The organism is Mobilisporobacter senegalensis, from assembly GCF_003752155.1.
GTDB lineage: Bacteria > Bacillota > Clostridia > Lachnospirales > Lachnospiraceae > Mobilisporobacter > Mobilisporobacter senegalensis.
Map to the genome: position 1 here is coordinate 104,034 of NZ_RJVG01000003.1, position 18,103 is coordinate 122,136.

19 protein-coding genes are annotated in these 18,103 nt (G+C 35.6%); 18 read left to right on the forward strand and 1 reads right to left on the reverse strand.

Annotated elements, in window-relative coordinates; genetic code table 11:
- Nucleotides 1–164 precede the first annotated feature (164 nt).
- The 9 genes from EDD66_RS05840 to EDD66_RS05880 all read left to right on the forward strand — a co-directional run bounded on the left by EDD66_RS05840 (nt 165) and on the right by EDD66_RS05880 (nt 6,052).
- Complete coding sequence (locus EDD66_RS05840; protein ID WP_123608632.1) at nt 165–581, forward strand: nucleoside-diphosphate kinase; 417 nt, start codon at nt 165–167, stop codon at nt 579–581.
- A gap of 307 nt (nt 582–888) precedes the next feature.
- A complete protein-coding gene (locus tag EDD66_RS05845) occupies nt 889–1,569 on the forward strand; it encodes a DUF4176 domain-containing protein (RefSeq protein WP_123608633.1) in 681 nt (226 codons plus the stop codon).
- Between the two features lie 5 nt (nt 1,570–1,574).
- Nucleotides 1,575–1,892 (forward strand): hypothetical protein, encoded by a 318-nt coding sequence (locus EDD66_RS05850; RefSeq protein ID WP_123608634.1) that lies wholly within the window; start codon nt 1,575–1,577, stop codon nt 1,890–1,892.
- A 4-nt stretch (nt 1,893–1,896) separates the two neighbouring features.
- Nucleotides 1,897–2,109, forward strand: coding sequence for a hypothetical protein (locus EDD66_RS05855; RefSeq protein ID WP_123608635.1), 213 nt, complete (start codon nt 1,897–1,899; stop codon nt 2,107–2,109).
- Between the two features lie 35 nt (nt 2,110–2,144).
- Entirely contained in the window at nt 2,145–3,713 is a 1,569-nt protein-coding gene (locus EDD66_RS18580; protein ID WP_207667756.1) for a hypothetical protein, read from the forward strand.
- Between the two features lie 13 nt (nt 3,714–3,726).
- Entirely contained in the window at nt 3,727–4,173 is a 447-nt protein-coding gene (locus EDD66_RS05865; RefSeq protein WP_123608636.1) for a hypothetical protein, read from the forward strand.
- A 429-nt stretch (nt 4,174–4,602) separates the two neighbouring features.
- Complete coding sequence (locus EDD66_RS05870) at nt 4,603–5,121, forward strand: hypothetical protein (protein ID WP_123608637.1); 519 nt, start codon at nt 4,603–4,605, stop codon at nt 5,119–5,121.
- Nucleotides 5,122–5,281: 160 nt separating this feature from the next.
- Nucleotides 5,282–5,545: a hypothetical protein gene (locus tag EDD66_RS05875; protein WP_123608638.1), complete on the forward strand. Its 264-nt coding sequence runs from the start codon at nt 5,282–5,284 to the stop codon at nt 5,543–5,545.
- A 261-nt stretch (nt 5,546–5,806) separates the two neighbouring features.
- A complete protein-coding gene (locus tag EDD66_RS05880; protein ID WP_123608639.1) occupies nt 5,807–6,052 on the forward strand; it encodes an Imm59 family immunity protein in 246 nt (81 codons plus the stop codon).
- A 311-nt stretch (nt 6,053–6,363) separates the two neighbouring features.
- On the opposite strand, the gene EDD66_RS05885 is transcribed toward EDD66_RS05880, so the two are convergent.
- Nucleotides 6,364–8,370, reverse strand: a complete 2,007-nt coding sequence (locus EDD66_RS05885) for a carbohydrate-binding protein (RefSeq protein ID WP_170164263.1) — start codon at nt 8,368–8,370, stop codon at nt 6,364–6,366.
- A 634-nt stretch (nt 8,371–9,004) separates the two neighbouring features.
- On the opposite strand from EDD66_RS05885, the gene EDD66_RS05890 reads away from it, so the two are divergent.
- From EDD66_RS05890 to EDD66_RS05935, 9 genes are all read left to right on the forward strand, one after another.
- Nucleotides 9,005–9,979 (forward strand): DUF2971 domain-containing protein, encoded by a 975-nt coding sequence (locus EDD66_RS05890; protein ID WP_123608641.1) that lies wholly within the window; start codon nt 9,005–9,007, stop codon nt 9,977–9,979.
- A 367-nt stretch (nt 9,980–10,346) separates the two neighbouring features.
- Nucleotides 10,347–11,870, forward strand: coding sequence for a Y-family DNA polymerase (locus EDD66_RS05895; RefSeq protein WP_123608642.1), 1,524 nt, complete (start codon nt 10,347–10,349; stop codon nt 11,868–11,870).
- Complete coding sequence (locus tag EDD66_RS05900) at nt 11,867–12,295, forward strand: hypothetical protein (RefSeq protein WP_123608643.1); 429 nt, start codon at nt 11,867–11,869, stop codon at nt 12,293–12,295. Before EDD66_RS05895 ends, EDD66_RS05900 begins: the two co-directional genes overlap by 4 nt.
- Nucleotides 12,296–12,383: 88 nt before the next feature.
- Nucleotides 12,384–12,731, forward strand: coding sequence for a cupin domain-containing protein (locus EDD66_RS05905; protein WP_123608644.1), 348 nt, complete (start codon nt 12,384–12,386; stop codon nt 12,729–12,731).
- Nucleotides 12,732–12,912: 181 nt separating this feature from the next.
- Complete coding sequence (locus EDD66_RS05910; RefSeq protein WP_123608645.1) at nt 12,913–13,221, forward strand: MGMT family protein; 309 nt, start codon at nt 12,913–12,915, stop codon at nt 13,219–13,221.
- A gap of 34 nt (nt 13,222–13,255) precedes the next feature.
- The gene (locus EDD66_RS05915) at nt 13,256–13,573 is read left to right on the forward strand and encodes a hypothetical protein (RefSeq protein WP_123608646.1); all 318 of its coding nucleotides are present in this window, start codon (nt 13,256–13,258) and stop codon (nt 13,571–13,573) included.
- A gap of 462 nt (nt 13,574–14,035) precedes the next feature.
- Complete coding sequence (locus EDD66_RS05920; protein WP_123608647.1) at nt 14,036–15,496, forward strand: HEPN domain-containing protein; 1,461 nt, start codon at nt 14,036–14,038, stop codon at nt 15,494–15,496.
- 432 nt (nt 15,497–15,928) lie between these two features.
- On the forward strand, nt 15,929–16,174 hold the full coding sequence (locus EDD66_RS05930) for a hypothetical protein (protein WP_123608649.1): 246 nt from the start codon (nt 15,929–15,931) through the stop codon (nt 16,172–16,174).
- 384 nt (nt 16,175–16,558) lie between these two features.
- A complete protein-coding gene (locus EDD66_RS05935; RefSeq protein WP_123608650.1) occupies nt 16,559–17,821 on the forward strand; it encodes a HEPN/Toprim-associated domain-containing protein in 1,263 nt (420 codons plus the stop codon).
- Nucleotides 17,822–18,103: the final 282 nt, after the last annotated feature.

The following is an 18,103-nucleotide window of genomic DNA, read 5'->3' on the forward strand; positions in this document are numbered from 1 at the left end:
AAATAGCTGATAATCCATAAAAACACAATGGTATAACTAATAAAGATATTTGTTATACCATTGTATAATTGAAAGATGTTTTAATGTTTTGGACAAGAACTGATGTATCAAGATAAGGGTAATAGTTAATAATTCTATTATAAATTGAAAGGTGAAGAAACGATATGGAAAGAACTCTTGTTATTATTAAGCCAGAAGCTGTAATTAAGAAGTTAGTAGGTAAAATTATTTCCATTTATGAGGATAATCGCTTAGATATTATTCATGCCCACAGAGTTTTGCCAACAAAAGAAGTGTTAGAAAAGCATTACGATGCTCATAAAGGAAAAGAATTTTATGATAGTCTGATTGATTTCATGTCTTCTTCCGAAGTAATGGTATTGATACTGGAAGGTGAAAATGTAGTAAACATTGTCAGAGAGATTAATGGCTCTACGAATCCTTTAAAAGCAAAACCAGGGTCAATACGATATATGTTCGGAGAAACAATCCAAAAAAATGCTGTCCACGGCTCAGAATCCATAGAGATAGCAGCTAAAGAAATTGATATATGGAGAGACTTAATAAGATTTGAAAGTTAAAGGCTTCAACATCTGACAGTGTAAATTATTTTAATCAATGAACCAGTAGATTTAAAAATCTACTGGCTTTTTTTATGTCAGGGTCATGAAGAATGCTTTATTTTGGGTAAAATAGGTCGGTTAATAAAAGAAGAATAGTATATTGACTTAAGACGGATCAAAAATTTATATTATTACATAAAAAAGTCCTTGACTTTAACAGATTAATTAGGTGCAAAATAATTATGTAAAAATATTACACAATATCAAAGGTTTCTCTGGTGTAATATATGTATTTTGATTAATAAGGAAAGAGGGGTAAACAGATATGGTAGAAATGAATAAGAATGATATGAATATGCTGATGTGGAAAGATAAAGTTGGCAGTTTAGGGTATTTTTCCAATAGCATTACTAAAAGTACAGCAGTCAATTTTGGCTGGTATTACCAAAGGGACTTAAACTTTTTATATGAGATCCTTGGAGGGCTGGAAGTAGGAGATGTGGTATTGCATGATCAAAAAAAGGGCATGAAATTTAAAAAGCAGAATGACAACTGTTTCCTATCAGTTAATAATCAACAACAGATTGAATTAAATAAAACGGATATGAAAGAATTTATAATTTCCCTTATTCTGATCATGGAAGATATTTTGCCATTAGGAAGTGTTGTAGATCTGAAAAAAGAATATTTTACAAATGAGATATTAAAAAGTAAAGCAGAAAAAGTAAGGATGATTATTACACATCGCTTTTTAAGTAAAGACGGAGCAGATATCTACTTCCCTTATGCAGGAGTTGTCTACCCGACAGGTATGCTGGGACGGGGTGAAGTACTCTATTTTACTCCGGGATTAATAGAAGCAGTAATATATAGAGGATTTGAGGATATACAGGAGGTAGCCTACGTCAGCCAGATGAAACGGGAATATATTCTGGAGAAAAATATGATCTCCTGTGGTTTTGTACATAAGGAGAAGGTCGAAGCATTTATGGGGAATGGGAGGTAATAAAATTGGGAAATACATCAGAGGATACGATAGTCATAAAAACAGAAGACCTGGAGGAACAGCTGATAATATTAAAAAATAGTATTGAACAGATCAGACCCTATAATGAAACTTATCTAAAGAAAATAATAACAGATATTGAAAATATGAACTCAGATTTTATATCAAAGATAGAGAAAGTACTTTCCAATATGACAGATACAAAAGCACCTGCATTAATGAATAAACTGGATACCTATGTTAACTATGTTGAAACAACAGTCAAAACCTTTCATGGTACAGACACTACAATAGCAGATGTAATAAATAAGGATGAGGAGTGATCATATGGCTGGATATACCCATGGAACATCAAGAAGATATATAAGTTTATACAGGGAATCAATAGAGAAAACGATAGCAGGTGTAAATAAAAATTTCAGACAGATGGATTTTGAAAATGCTGATGCGAAGAATGAGATGGAAGAACATATCAATAATATAATAACCTATTGCAATCAATTATTATATGAATTGGACAGTATTTTCCTTATGGATTAAGGAGGAAAATAATAACAGAAAAAGGAGGGGAAAAGTTGAAAAGAGATATACAAATTTGTTATAATGAAATTGAAATCATATGTAATTCTTTGAATTCATTTAAGACGGCATTAGAAGAGATCAAAGCTTCCATGAAAAAGTTTGATGGTTATATACAGATGAATTCCGGCAAGACCATAAATGAACTAATCGATAAAAATAGCATCATTAATGATGAACTTAATACTTGCGAGGAAGAAGTTAAAGATTTATATGATATATTTAAAGGATATATCGAAGCTACCAGTTATTACATAAAAGCCGTGAATCCATCAGCCATGATGAGAGTAGACAGAAACGATATATGGTGGAATCTGTTCTCGGTATCCAGTATAAAAGCTTCCTGTGATAATCTGGCATTTCTAAAATGCCGGCAATATAGCACAACATCGGCACCATTCTATCTCGATGAGGAAGAGAGAGACAGAGAGAATAGAAGGTTAAGACATAATTATAACGAAATGGAAGAATACCGGGAGAAGTTCTGCAGAGCCTATGAACACATACAGGATGAACTGGATGAGTTAGAGAGAATATATAAGAACAAAATCATCGAATTTGAGAATGCAGATGATCATTATGCGAGCAAGGCTTCGGAACTGTATGATAAATATTCAAGCCGTGGTGAAAAGATATGGGATTTTGTAGAGGGAGCCGGAAAAGCAATTTATGATTTACTTGATGGAGCCTTAACTGCAGTAGATGATCTGGTAACAGGAATTATAAATTTAATAGGAGGATTGGTAATTTTTACAGCAGCTGACCTTGTCTATTTAGCCACACTACCTTTTGGAGTAACACCAAAATGGGCATCAGATTGTGTTACAGAGGTAGATACTACGGTGAAAGCTATCTTAAAAGACCCCGTGCTGATAGTAGAAGGAATGGCCCAGGAGGGATCTGATGCTGTTGAAGAAAAAGGGATCGCATTTGGGATAGGGTTCGTTGGAGGAAATATTGCAGCAGATATACTTGTCAGCAAGGGAATAGGCAAGTTAAAAGCTCTGAATAAGATGGATGATGCTGCCAAAATAGCCTCAAAAACCGATGAAGCAGGGAACATAGCTAAAAATGCCAATATATTATCAGGCTCAGCGGATGATGTGGCAGAGGCAGGTGCCAAGGCGGGGGCAGTTGGAGGTGGTTCACCAACAAAATTGAATTATACAACGTCAAATGGTTTACAATTAGAGACAACACCTGGTAAAACAACTACTGTATTAGGAACATATAATAGTGATACGGGAGCTATATTAGATGAATTGGGAAATGTGAAATCATTGGATTTTGGACCAAAAGATGGAGGGTTCAATTTGCTTAATACACCAGATGAATTGTATGTTTCACCAAAACAATTTTGGAATGAATACAATAAACCATGGTTAGATAATGTAATAGCAAGAAATGATAGTATAAAGATAGCTACAGAACCTACATTTGGGAACTTAACACGGATTAATAAGGTTACTGGAAAAATGGAACTAACAGGATTTGGTAGAGAATTTACATATCTGAGGAAAAATGGATACTATTATGATACTATTACTAAAATGATGACGAAATAGGAGAGGTGAGATAATGGAAAATATTTGGACCAAAATTAATGACAATATTCCCGGATATATGCAGAAAATTAATAAACAATATAACATGACGTGTATTAAAATTTCTCCATTAAAGACAGCCATGATTGGCGAAGGTTTTGCTTTAATAATTGCTATAGATAGATTTGATGCAAATGTTTCGTATGTATATAAGGTCAAGGATGAATTTATTGTTCTGCTTTGTGATAACTATTTTGCTGAAAAATATGATACAGATGACAGGAAAGATTTGCTATCGGAAGATGGGGCAGAAACATCAGTTATTAATAATTTGATAGTAATTTCTAATGGATTAATAAGTAAATGGAACAATGTGCTGAGTGGAGAAAATGAGTGGATAGCTGATTATAAAAAGTCAAGATGGTATGCAGTTGGAAAAATGACACCGGATGAAATGAGAATAATAGAAAAATATATTTAATTAAGGTTATAAGAGTGATGGGATAGTGAATGGAATAAAATATCCCAATGGATTTATTAAAAAAAGCGCATGGGATGAGATTAAAAGATTTAATTTGGTGTGTAAGGAAGAATGTGGTATTGAGTTATTTTAATTATACCTAAAAGAGGAATGTGATAAATGTATATGATAAGCAAATAAAACTATACTACTTCAGTTGAAAGCTGATGAAGAATCAGGAAGGACGTGAAAAAACAGGAATAGAAATTAGCATTGTTGGACCACAAGAAAGTTAGGGAACTATCAGTGGAGATGCGCAATATTCTATAAAGGCTATTTTGTTGGATGGTGATTGGTTTACTGATATACATCGATTAGATTAGGAGGTTTATATTATACCAATGCCTGATTCAGATACATTAATGCAGAAGGTTATTCCAGCAAGCGATATTGAAAATATATGATGGCGCATACACACAAGTGGGAGGATATGTAACAAAGGCAGAGGATGTTGCACACTTAAATACTTATATTAAAAGACGCATATTTCAGCAAGTTTATACCAGTAAATTAGGAGGAAAAATGAACAATACTACTTTTGCAATATATAAAGGAATAAAGTATTCTGCGGGATTTAAGAATGATGGTTCTATTGTTTTGCACTCAAAAGATATTAAGGATTTAGGTATAGGATTCACTGAAAAAAAGGTTGGGAAAGAATGTATTTTTATAAAATATGTTACAAGAGATGAGATAGAAGAAATTTATGATATGAAAGTTAAGGCTATATACCAAGGTTATGAATTTGAAGTAATTGATGAAAAAGAAGATGAGGTATCGATTGTTACAATGACTGGCGATTACAGGGATTGGCTCAATCTTGACATGAAATGTATTGACAAGGGCGTATATCAGAAATGGATAAGTAAAGGAGATGCAGAAATAAAAATTGTGAAAGAAGAACTTTAAATCAAAAATATGAAACCGGATATAGCTTTTTAGCAGCATTATCCGGTTTTATACGTCTAATTAAAGCTGAGGGGAATATGCTTTTGCAAAAACTAATATGAATTTTTACTGACTATAGATAAATTAGAAAAATTAGGAAATACAATAGGAGGTTGGTATCATGACAAGGGAAGAAGCAATAGAAATAATTTTGGAAGAAAAACTGAGTAATTACAATCTTAATGAAGATAGGGAAAATAATGAAGATGAGGTGGTGATTAAAAGCAGAGATAACATGTGGGCGATATATGCTACGGATGAAAGAGCAAGTAAAGTACCGGGCTCAGAGAAAATATTTGAAAATGAGGAAACAGCATGGGATAATCTTATTAAACGCTTAAGAGCTGGTAAGAGATTAAGAAATAGCTATGCTGACACTAATTAGGCAAGAAGTAATGATCTTATATTCATTTTTTATACTCTCAAAACTTCATGTTACAATGGTATTTATTAGGGAGTATAAAGGGAAAACAATTATCTTAATTGCCAGATAAAAAATACAAAATTGGAGATATTTTACAGCTTCGAGCGATAAAGATAGTATAAAAGAGTATTTGCTGGAAGGAAAATAATTGATAGAAATTTAAAAAATGAGATACTTGGAGAAACTTGGATTATTGAAGGAAATAAAGTAGGGAGGATATAAATGACAGAATCAGATGTAAAGACGATTATTAAGGATGAAAACTTAAAAAGAATTAATTGGTATCAAGAGAATAAATTAGAAGAAAATCAAGTTGGAATCAAAAAGGACAAAAATAAATGGATTGTTTATATTACAGATGAGAGAGCGAACATAGTTGATGGTTCCATTATTGAATTCGATAATGATGAAAAAACATATGAGTTTTTGATTAGAAAAGCTAGATATGGAAAAAAGAAATTTGGGTAAGACATTTTTTGTAATAAAATTACCCTAATTCTTCTTTATACTCTTAAAAGTTTCATGCTGCAATGCTACTCACCAGGGGGATATAGGGGGGAGAAATAATCATTCTGATTACCAGGTGAAAAATATAAAAATCGAAGATATTCTACAGCTTTAAACTGCGAATATCTCCGATTTTTTTGATTATTATTTTAGATTTGTTAGTTGTACCAGCAGGGGAAAACAGCACTGCATCCCTGCGGAAAATAACCATTAGCTGTGCACTAATCACTTAGTGCAACAGCCTCATTATGATTTGTTATGCGAAAAAATTCTTATACCAGACTCCAGGAACTATCGCTTCCGGGAACAGTGTTGGTCCACCAGTTGGCACGCCATGTCTGCCCCTGGTATACAACAATATCGCCGCCTAAGTAGATCTTGCCCGGTACATATTCATTGGAATCGCTCTGAAGCTCCCAAGGACCACCCTTAGATGGGATATCTCCCTTTGTCCACCATTTACACAGATAGGTCTGCCCTTCATATATTACGGTCTGTCCGGCAGTGTAGACAGTATCGGCATTCCATGTATCACCTTCGGACGGTGAGTTTACCGTTACAGAGACTGCATTGCTCGTTGCCGCTGCAGTTTTCTTACCTGTAGCTGAGTTGTCTGTATTAGTGATAATACAGTAATAATAGTTTGTGCCGGCTGCACTTGAAGGAGCATTGTAGGATGGGTTTACTGCGCCGCTGATAGGGGTGCCGCCGGTATTAACCTTGCTGGAAACAGTATACCACTGATAGCTGAGCGTACCTTGTGAAACGTTGGCAGCTACCGAGAGGGTTGCGGTGGTACCCACATTGACCGTTTTATCAGAAGGCTGACTGGTGATGTTCGGGACTGGGGCATCAATCAGGGGATTATTACTAACTGCAACAGATACCGCCTTGCTTGTAGTTTTTGCAGTCTTGTTGCCTGTAGCCGAGTTGTCTGTGTTGGTGACAACACAGTAGTAATAGTTTGTGCCGGCTATGATAGTAGGAGCCTCGTAGGTCGCATTTATTGCGCCGCTGATAGGGGTGCCGCCAGTGTTAACCTTGCTGGGAACCGAGTACCACTGATAGCTTAGTGTACCTTTAGACACAGTGGCTGCTACTGTCAGAGCTGCCGTATCGTTTACACCTATGGATTTATCTGTCGGCTGCATGGTGATGACAGGCGTTTGTGCATCTGTAATCGGAGTGGTTTGACCGTTTGCTTTCGCTATGATTGGAGCAATTGTGTTAACAAAGTTGTTGCCGCCGCTTTCATCCCAACCGATAGACCAAGTCATAATTCCACGGTAAGAGGGATATTCGGCAATCAGGGCATTGAGGGCTGAAGCATAAACCGAGACGTTTTGTGCGCCATTGCCCGCACCGGTGCGGGCAGGAACCCCGAAAGCTACCTGATCAGGCCTTAATCCTGCAAAGGTTCCTTTGTCCATAGTTACGAAGCCTGTTATAAGCATCTGGGAAAGACGGATATAGCCTTCTTCAGAATAAACCTGAGTAAAAGGAGGGCCGGCATTTGCCGATGGTTGAAGCCATGTAAAGTCGCCGTTATAGCCGTTATAATACTGAGGATGAATATAGGTTAGGATATCACGGCAGGCATCAAGAACAGGCAGGAAAGCACCGAAATTACCCGTGCTGATAGCGCCGCCTTGAACGTAGCAGTATTCCGGAGCGGCCGAAATTATAAAATCAGGACCGTAAGTTGTTTTCAGGTCACGCAGGATATATTCCAAATTTATAGACTGCTGCGTGATGAGGTTGCCGATTTTGTCAGTATTCATACAGGCAATGGAACTGCCCTCAAAATCAACATCAAAACCATCAAAGTCGTATTCATTAATAATTGCCTTAACCCCGTTAAGGAAGATATCTCGTTGAGTAGCATTATCAAGGTGAACAACTCCATTTTGCCCACCGCAGGATATTACAATCTTCTTACCTTGTGCTTTCAAAGTTTGGATATCGGCTTTAAAAGCTTCTGTCTGCTGCGCCTCAGATCCAGTATAAACAGCTGAAAGGTCCATTGTAAGATTTGGTGTGTAATAGTTTCCTCTTGTTTCTATAAATGAGACGTTTATAACATCCCATCCCTGGCTTGCCTGAGCCAGCGTTTTGTTGCTTCCACCGTTTCCCCCAAGCCAGTAACCTATATTGAGATGCGGTTTGAGTGGTGTGTTCGATGCGGCATTCGCAGGTATTGTTGGTGCCGCCATAGGGGAAAGCAGAATTATTACGGCAAAAATTATAGCCGGAATACGCTTTCGAATGAATATGTTCATAAAAATTCCTCCTTTTTGGTAACGCATTACCTTATTGGTAAATATTAACATATATAAATTAAAAGGACAATCCATAATATTGAAAATGCAATAAAAAGTTTTTTTGCTGCCTGTACTTAATATTCATCATAGGCTGTCCCTCCTTTCTGATAACACACGATACTGTAAAAAGTGAAATACCAAAAGCAGTTAGCAAGAGGAAAGACCAAGCCACAGGCACTGATAGTAATTTCCAGATGATTAATCAATATCACCTAAGGAATGCTGAAAAATAAAACAGAATACGGAATGCCAAAGTACAGGAAACGTGAGACCAGATACTGGAATTTTGTAGTAAATGCAGAGAAAATATGGTAAAATTTTAAGCAGGAAAAGACTGTTTTTGGAAAGTGTTGTTTTTTAAAGGAAGAAAGATTTGCTTAATTCAGCATAAGATTTGTGTCAGAAAGACTCAAGGAGATAATGGAAGGTGAAAACATCACCGGAATATCTTTGTGAGAAATTAATGTAGCATGAAATAATTAAATTTATAAATATGTAGAGACGCATTGAGAAAAGTTTAAAAATCCAATTTGGGAAAAACAACAGGTTAGATTATTTACAAAAAATATTATTATTGAAGAGGGTGTAATTTATGGCAAAACCACAGATACGTTCGTTTTATCCAGAAAAAGATAGTTTAAATAAAGGCCGAAGTACCGTTACCTATCACTATACCTCCCCCACAGGCGTAAAGGCTATTTTGGGTTCACATAGCATCCGTTTCACTGACTGCCAATTTCTAAATGATAAATCGGAATATATACATATCCACAAGCCGTTGATGCGTGCACTGGAGGAAATTCAAGAAGACCTGTTTGATAATTCAATTCCTGAAATGATTCGCAGCATGTTTAATGATAATTACGAAACAGAGTTATTAGTAATAGTTCCTCGTTCAGATATTGACCCTAAGTTGAAGTTTCGTTATATTAAGCAGCGCTACTATATCTTTTGCACATCTCAACAGAGAGATGACTTAAATATGTGGAACTATTATGTAAAAGGTGGTAATTACCAAGGATATAATTTGGGTATTGCTGTCAATAGTATACTTAAGAGTTTTTCTGCTCTAAAAAACGAAAATATTGAGCTGCTCTATGGCAATGTGCTATACAATGAATCAGAACAAATCAGGTACATAAAAGAAGGTATTTTAAACATTGACCATTCTTTGCGAGATGAACTGGAAGGTATTGATAAAATACAATGGGGAGATAATATATATGATAACGCAAAGGGAGAAATTTTAGATTTTTTAGAAGGTGCACGACTGTTTTTTAAGGATCAGGCTTTTGAGGGTGAAAAAGAATTTCGCTTTATCATAAAACTACCTATAGAGTATGCAAAAAGAGACCACTCAGTGCTCAGCGTAGGTTATGATGTAAAAGGAGGTATTATTGTTCCTCATTGCACCTTAAATATTGAGAAGGCATCATTTAAGTCAGTGACGCTTTCGCCTATGTTAGACAAAAAACTTGCAGAGCAAGGGCTTAACAGATTTTTGACTGATTATGGATATGAAAATAGGATAGATATTAATCAATCTGATATTCCTATTCGATATTAATAGAGTGAAACTGATAAGTTTATTCATGAAATAGATTACTTACAAATAATACAGTAAAGGGCCGCTTCAATGAAGAGCGAATCACGCTAGTATATCAGGGTATGGGATAAACTCATGCCCTTTTGTTTTGCCATAGATAGCATTATATATGTGATTGATGCTGGTAAATTTATTCGATAGTGACAGCAATGGGATATTTGGGTTTATGAATCTTTGAAGTGGGCATCGAAAAAGAAGAGGGGGCATGTTATAATGAATACAGCTTTTTATAAAAACACACGGATATGGAAGTTGTGCATAGTGCATACTATGACAGGTATATAATCTTAAGTGGAGAACTTATGAAGGAGGTGACAGGAGAGTGAACATGAAAAACAGAATTTATTTTGCAATTGACTTAAAATCATTTTACGCTGCGGTCGAATGCATGGAGCGAGAACTTGACCCGATGACCACTAACCTTGTGGTTGCTGATGCAAGCCGTACTGAAAAAACCATTTGCCTCGCTGTCTCTCCCACACTGAAATCATACGGTATTCCCGGAAGAGCGAGGCTGTTTGAGGTTGTACAGAAGGTTAAGGAGGTAAATGCATCAAGACTGCAAAAAGCACCAGGACGAGCCTTTTCTGGAACTTCTTTCTGTGATACGGAATTGAAATCCACACCAAGCCTTTCCCTGGACTACATTATAGCACCACCGAGAATGGCACATTATATCCAGTACAGCACCCGAATTTACAATATCTACTTAAAATATATCGCACCTGAGGATATCCACGTCTATTCCATTGACGAGGTATTCATTGATGCTACCGATTATCTGGCAACCTACAATCTCTCTGCCCGTGAACTGGCTACAAAATTGATTCTGGATGTCTTTAAAACAACCGGTATCACAGCATCGGGGGGAATCGGCACAAATCTGTATCTTAGTAAGGTCGCTATGGACATTCAGGCAAAGCATATTCCAGTGGATGAAAATGGAGTACAGATTGCAGAATTAGACGAAATGAGCTACCGCCGTCTGCTATGGCCACACCAGCCTCTGACAGATTTTTGGCGTGTTGGAAGAGGATATGCAAAGAAACTGCAGGAACATGGTCTTTTTACTATGGGCGATATTGCAAGATGTTCTCTTGGTAAGAGCAACGATTATTACAATGAGGATTTACTGTATAAGCTGTTTGGTATTAATGCGGAGCTGTTAATAGACCATGCATGGGGCTGGGAACCATGTACGATGGACATTATAAAGGCATATAAGCCAAGCACGAACAGCATTGGTTCAGGCCAGGTGCTGCAATACGCCTATCCTTATAACAAAGCGAAACTGATTGTGCGGGAAATGACTGATCTGCTGGTACTTGATTTGGTGGATAAAAGGCTTGTGACCGACCAGATTGTACTAACAGTGGGGTATGACATTGAAAACCTAACAAATCCCGAGATAAAGAAATCCTATCATGGTACAATTACAACAGACCACTATGGGCGTTCTGTGCCAAAATCTGCACATGGTACTGCCAATCTTAACAGGCAGACATCGTCCACAAAGTTAATTATGGATGCCATCACAGAATTGTTTGAGCGCATCGTTGATAAAAATCTTCTGGTCAGGAGGGTCAATATTGCAGCGAATCATGTTGTGGATGAGAGCACCGTTCAGAAAAAAGACAGTTTTGAACAGCTTACCCTCTTTACGGATTATGCAGCTGAGCAGGCGAGAAAAGAGGAAGAAGAAGCCGAGCTTGAACGTGAAAAGAAGATGCAGAAAGCAATGCTGGAGATTAAGAAGAAATACGGAAAGAGTGCTGTTCTAAAAGGTATGAATCTGGAAGAAGGTGCTACCACATTAGATAGGAACAAGCAGATTGGAGGGCATAAGGCATGACAAAGACATATGACGATATTATTCATCTGCCACGCCATATCTCTGAGAAACACCCCCACATGTCACTTACTGACCGGGCGGCACAGTTTTCGCCATTCGCAGCATTGACCGGCCATAATGCCGCTATCAAAGAAACTGCAAGACTGACGGATGAGAGAGTGGAATTGGATGAATCCATGAAAGACGTTCTAAGCAATAAGCTACAGATTATTGGAGAACGGATTATAGAGAAGCCAGAAATTGTGATTACTTACTTTCAGCCGGATGAGAAGAAGAATGGCGGGGCTTATGTTACGACTGTGGGTACGGTTAAAAAGATAGACAAATATGAGAGAATTGTTGTCATGACCAATAGACAAGAGATTCCAATTAATGATATAATTGGTATAGAGGGGCAGATATTTGGAAATATATGTAATGAGTAGATGCCGATAAATTTTAATTGAAATTAGTTATTATATGCCCCAATTGGGGTATATTAAAGTTAACTTTAAATTAAAGGAGGATTTATCTATGAACAAGTTTATTTTCAATGATTATTTTCATGAGCCTCAGGGAAAAATCGCCAAGAGGATGCTTTTTAAAAGCGATAATGTAATTGCCTTTGTTCTAAACATTGCAAAAGGGGAAATACTACCGGGACATACACATCTGGAATCAACCCTTTTCCTGCAAGTCATGGAGGGTAATGCCAATGTTGTTACGGATGGCAATGAAACCTCGTTGCAGGTAGGCGAGTTAATGCAGGTTGATGGGCAGGAAAGCTTGCAGGTTATAAACACCGGTGAAGATGTCTTACGCCTTTTCGTTACAATTTCACCAATGGGTTCAGAGGCTTTTGCAACAGACGCAAATGTTTAATGAATTAACTGCTAAGGCTAAAACCCTCAGTATGCTGAGGGTTTTATTGGTGGAGAGTGTAGTGCTTTTGTCTAGATGTACAGAAAATGATCCTAGAATCCAGAAAATGAGAAGAACTTTTTAAAATATACATATTTTGGAATGGTATGAAAAAAGCATATAAGGAAGATATAGAGGTACTATGAAGAGAGTTTTAGAAGAAAATTTAATTTATGAAATTCTTTCTGTTGTAGAGGAAATTCCGAAGGGTAGTGTAGCTACATACGGACAAATTGCAAGGCTAATCGGTAAAGATAAAAACGCAAGACTTGTTGGAAAAGTCCTCAGCATGGCAGAATATTATGGAGAATATCCCTGTCATAGAGTAGTTAATCACGCCGGCAGACTGGCACCAGGATGGATTGAACAAAGTGCATTGCTTCGCAATGAAGGTATCCCTCTGAAAGATGAATGCCATGTTGATTTAAAGAAATGCCAATGGGATTGCTGACAGTAATTGGTTGCTTAGAGAGGATAAAAAGTATATGAATGATTGTACAATTAAAGTAATACGTGATGGTATATGCATGGGTGATGATATCGATGAACATAGTTTCACCATTTCATTTAAAACATATGACGGAATAGACATATTAAAAATATTAAAAATTATTGATGTGTGGCTAATAGAATTAGACAATGTCTCGTGGAAGGTATCGATTGGTAATACAGAACTTGGCTCTATCGAAATCATTAATGGAGTTCATGAATATAGGACAATATATGATAAACCAATTAGAACGATAGATTTTAGTAAACATATATGGTGTAAACATATTTATAATAAGGACAATCATGTGTAATTATGCTTTACAATGTATCCGTAGAAGATTTAAGAGATAATACACTGGAATCGTGGAGTATGGCGATAAAATATGGATAGAAAAGCAACACTTGATTATTGTTATATCTTAATGAAATTTAAGAAAATTATAAAACATCTAATATATTTTTATCAATCCTATTATTTATCTAGGTTTCAAATAATCTTTAAGGTTAAAGAAAATTGCATTAATTTATAATAAGTTAAATGTATAATTATTCTTATGGAATAGAGATTAATCTCTATTCTTTTTTGTATTATGATTAAAAATAATATTATTTTTTATTTTTTATGACATAATATGGTATAATATTTACTATAAAAAACATGAGTATAAATATTGAACTACTTATAATAGCAAAAATAAGAAGTTTGTAGAATAAAACTCTAAAGTCAATGAGGGGATATTTTAATTTACATTATTTGTATAAGGAGGATTTCAATGGAACGGCATATTGGTTTATGGAGAGATGAAAATGATGATACTCCATCAGTAGCTGAGTTAATTATAGATGGTAATCATATAGAGTTCTATCGTCGCGAAACGGATGTTGTATTTCCTCGTGCGTATGTAGGAAGTGATAACGACCATAGGTATAAGGTTTTTACAAATGGAGCTGCCGAATATGGTAAGTATAAAACCTTAAATAATGTAGCGAGTTGTAGAACTTTTTTTGTTTTACAACAAAACTGTGAATATAAAAAGGGATTGTCTATTGATGGTATTATAGTAGCATCATTTGTTATTCCAGAGTTAATTGATTGGCTTGCTCTGAAAACTGTTGACTGGGGTGCGACAGAGCAAAATGAAATGATAGCAGTTGAAAACAAGTTACCAAGTATTGTACTAAAAGATCGCAATCCCAAAATTGAAATCTATTTCGAGACAAATCATTCTCTTTTTGACCCTAATGTCGATGATAGAATTACTGTATCAATAAGCAAGCGTCCAAGAATCAAAGTATCTTATGACGAAGCTGTAGATGTCTATGCTTTACGCAATGATATTAGGTCTATTATGCAGTTTTTCTCTTTAATGATAGGGCATATTTCAGACGCTTTAGATATACGTCTTGATATTAAAGACCAAGAATTAAAGAGTTGGCTTTATATAAACGAAGATTTTTCATATAATTTGCGTACAATAGGTATCATAGACAAACCACGTACATGTCTGAAAAATATTAAAGAAAATATCAATTTATATTTTGAAAGCTGGTATAAATTTTATTACAATGATAAATTTGAACTGGTTAGGAGAATGTATTTTGAAGGTAATAAGAGAAAAGATATATATGTACAGGATATTTTGGTTCAATACGTAAGGATATTAGAGGGATATCATTTAAGAATTTCTGATGATGAGACAGTTGCCAGTACACTTGACAAAGACATCAAGAAAATGATATTTACCGATGAAGGACGATCTTTATTTAAACCCATTTTCCAAAAAGTGGATTGGGTTTTTAATTCAAAGCACGCAAATGATGTAGCATCTTGGATTACGTCTGGTTTTTTATCAAGAATGTCACTTTCACAAAGATTAAAACTCTTAGACGACCAGTATTTCAATATTATTTTGAAAAATGCTGATGTGGTTTCAGAACTTGATAGGTCTCAAAAGACTGATAAAAGTCTTGAGAAAGTGGAATTTAATTATTATCAGAGAATTGTTGTTACGCGGAATTACTATTCGCACTATAAAATTAATGATGATGGTATGCTTAACTTTAATCAAATGTGTGACACTGTAAATGTTCTTAAAGCTTTAATTATAATGATACTGTATACACATATGGGAATGACAAAAGATGATGCACGAAAAATAGTTATCTGGGATTCAGAGCTTCATTTTCAAACCATGTGCTTAAGAGCAGAAGGCGAAAAGCCAGAAAACATTTAGATTCCAATATTTATCGTAGAGTCAAGCAAACAAAAACTCTATTCTTGATGTTACTACAACGAATTATCCTATACATAGGTAATATGAATGGAGAATAAAAGAAAATTTGAATTTGAAGATATCTTGATAGAATTTAAATTTTTCAATGCTGTGCTATAGATAGAAAGGTTGTATTATGCAAAGTAATAGAGACGACTTTCCTCAGAAGATTAAGGATTTGCTTGCAAAACGTGCGGGTTTTAGATGCAGTAACCCTACATGTCGCCACAATATAATTGGTGCAAACAGCAATCCACAGAAATTGACAAATATTGAAGTCGCTTCACATATCAGTGCAGAGGCACAAGGTGGGCCTCGCTATAATCCGAATATAGTTCAAATGAACGTGCGTCAATTGACAAAGCCATATGGCTTTGTCAAACGTGTTCTGTATTGATTGACAAGGATTCAGATAAATATACTGTAGATATACTTAAGAATTGGAAGACAAATGCAGAAAAGGTATCAATGGATGCAGTTAATACTCCAGGAAACAGGGATATCTATTGCGATTGTAATGAATCATTATGTGATGACCAGATAGATCCTTGGAATGAAGATTTTGACGCTGAATATGAGAAAATGGAAAAACGTAGTTCAATACTTTGTAACATTACTTCATTGCTTGTAGCATGCTAAAGTTGTACTCGTGGTTAGGTGACCACTCTGAGGAAGAAATTGGTGGAGAGGATATTCAAGAACTTGAGATTATAAGGAAAAATATAATTGAGTATTTACTTCCTATTTGTGATTTTGATGGTTGTAGATGGATGAAAAACTGTGATTCTATCGACTCATTCGTTTGAATTTTTGCTAAGTGATTGTAAGAGTAGCTCTATGTATTCCAGCGTATAGAGAACATCAAATTTCAGTTTTTAGGGGAGGTGACTTCCCATTAACATAATAATGAGAACTTCCCATTATATTTATATGAAGGACAAGCGCATATTTACAATAAGAATACCGGTAAAACAATATACAATGATTACATATAAAATGATACTAGAAAGAAGGTTGTTATAAATGGGTTCGATGATAACACTTGGCATTGGACGTATGGAAATTGATTGGGGAAAGAATAACTCTTTTACAGATCATTCCTCTCTTTTTAAGCTGTCTGATATAAAACCAATCCCGTATTACTATGTCGATTTTGATACTGATGAGCCACTCGTAGAGATGAAAAATGGGTGTGCAAGGAAACTGTCCAGTGTGAAAAAACGTCTAGATTTACTTGGATATGACATTGAATCTATTAGGGGGATGTTTGAAGATACTATACGACAACATGAAAAATATGGATACAAAATCAAACTCTCATTCGATGTCTTTTATGATGTTTTGCGAGTCATCGATGTCTCGGAAATGGATACTGTTCAGTTTTCGGTTGAGTTTGAACAAAACGGGTATGATTTCGGAGAATATGCCAGAAGATGCGTTTTAGAAGCTCCTCAGATTAAAGATAAAATTCTTGTGGAGTATGAGGGTGATGGCGACATTGAATATAGAAATCCCCAATTTGAAGTGTCTGAATTTTTGGAAAATCTTGACCCCTACATCACACTCCGAATCTTGGCTGAAAACCCCAACAATGCAGATCAAGAAGTCCGATGGAGCTTTGCGGATGTTGTTGAAAATGGTTGGGTGCAAATGGATGAAGTTGTTCAAGTACTGGATTCTAAAAAAAGGATACTAATTGTAACCGAGGGTTCTAGCGATTCTTTTGTTCTCCGTAAATCGATAGATCAGCTATATCCAGATATATCCGACTTTTTTGACTTTGTTGATATGAATGAGAATTATCCTTTTACAGGAACAGGAAATTTATACAATTTTTGTATGGGATTATGCCGAATCAGTATTCAGAACAATATTATTGTGATATTTGATAACGATACTGCTGGTCTTGAAAAATATCACCAATCTCTATCCATTCCTAAGCCAGATTCTTTAGTAATAACAAAGTTGCCCGATTATCCAGAGTTCTCAAGTGTATGTACCATTGGCCCACAGGGGAGCTCGACGGAGGATATAAACGGAAGAGCAGTTGCCATTGAGTGTTTTCTTGACTTTGATAGTGTACAGAAACCTCCTTGTATCAGATGGACAACCTACAATAAAAACGAGAAGCAATACCAAGGTGAACTAGAATGCAAGGATGAATATGTGAGAGCTTTCAAACGGTGTAACCTTACGGATGGATCGTATGATGCGAGTAAACTGAAATATTTGGTTAACTATATTATTAGTGAATGGATTCAGCGAGACACACCCAACTGCCATTAGTATAAGCATAGTAGTTAATGTATTTGTGAATTTCAATACTACTTCATATTATATTTAGTTATGGTAACCGCAAAGCACAGTTTTGAAAGATTGTAATAATACAATTATCGCGAACAGAACTTGAACTAGATTTAATTAACAAATGTACCGATTCTTTCAGAGTAAGACATCTGACTATTCGCTTGGGTTGTTTGGGTGTTTCCAATTCCCTCGGCGATATTATTATCTAATAGATGAGCTTGGTTTTAAGATACTTCCGAAACTGTCGGATGGATATGATTT